At 67.8% G+C, this 920-nt stretch carries 1 protein-coding gene; it reads right to left on the reverse strand.

Annotated features, from left to right (window positions below; all coding sequences use genetic code 11):
* Positions 1-870, reverse strand: a protein-coding gene (locus J1M41_RS04930; RefSeq protein ID WP_206451282.1) for an IS5 family transposase whose coding sequence is annotated in 2 segments (ribosomal slippage) — positions 1-512 and positions 514-870 — 869 coding nt annotated over the 2 segments. Because the reading frame shifts where the segments join, the coding sequence is not laid out codon by codon here. This gene is flagged as partial in the annotation.
* Positions 871-920: the final 50 nt, after the last annotated feature.

Raw genomic sequence — 920 nt, forward strand, 5'->3', positions numbered from 1 at the left:
GACCATGCGAGCACAGCATTCAGGACCACAGCGGCCCGGTAGACGATCGCGTACTTGTCATACCGGGTCGCCAGACCCCGCCACTGCTTCAGGTGAGCGTACTGACGCTCGATGACGTTGCGGCCCTTGTAGGCGTCCGCGTCGAGGCCGACGGGGCGCCCGCCGCGGGCACCGCGCCGTCTGCGGTGGCCCTGCTGGTCGGCCGGTTCAGGGATGACCGCTTTGATCCCACGGGCACGTAGGTGGGTGCGGATCGCCCGGGAGGAGTACGCCTTATCGCCCAGCACGGCCTCGGGGCGGGTCCGGGGCCGCCCTACTGGCCGGGTCACGCGCAGCTGCTCCAGAAGAGGAAGCAGCATCGGGGAGTCCCCTGCCTGGCCGGGGGTGATCAGGCTGACCAGCGGCAGCCCGGTCCCATCGACGAGCTGATGGATCTTCGTGCTCAGCCCGCCACGGGAGCGCCCGATGCCGTGATCGGCCGGCTCCTCACGCGGATTCTTGTAGTTCGATCCATCCCCCTGTGAGGCGGGTGATGTTCGTCGCGTGCTGATGCGCGCGGGCGATCGTGGAGTCCACCGAGACCGACCAATCGATCAGGCCTTCGGCGTCAGCGGCGGCGGTCAGCGTGGCCAGCACCGTGTCCCATGTGCCTTTTTCGGCCAAGCGCCGATGCCAGGTCCACACGGTCTGCCAGGGCCCGTAGACCTCGGGCAGATCCCTCCAAGCGATTCCGCACCGGTATCGGTAGATGATCGCCTCCACCATGGTGCGGGCGTCGGCGAACGGCCTGCCGGCGCGGCCGGTCCGGGTCGGGAGCATCGGGGCGATCAACTCCCATTGGGTGTCAGAGAGCATCTGGAACCGGGACATGTCCCCAGGGTCTCAGCTGACTCGTGCATCTATTCTCAGACACGCCCTAG

The organism is Micrococcus sp. KRD096 (assembly GCF_017168495.1).
Classification (GTDB): Bacteria; Actinomycetota; Actinomycetes; order Actinomycetales; family Micrococcaceae; genus Micrococcus; species Micrococcus luteus.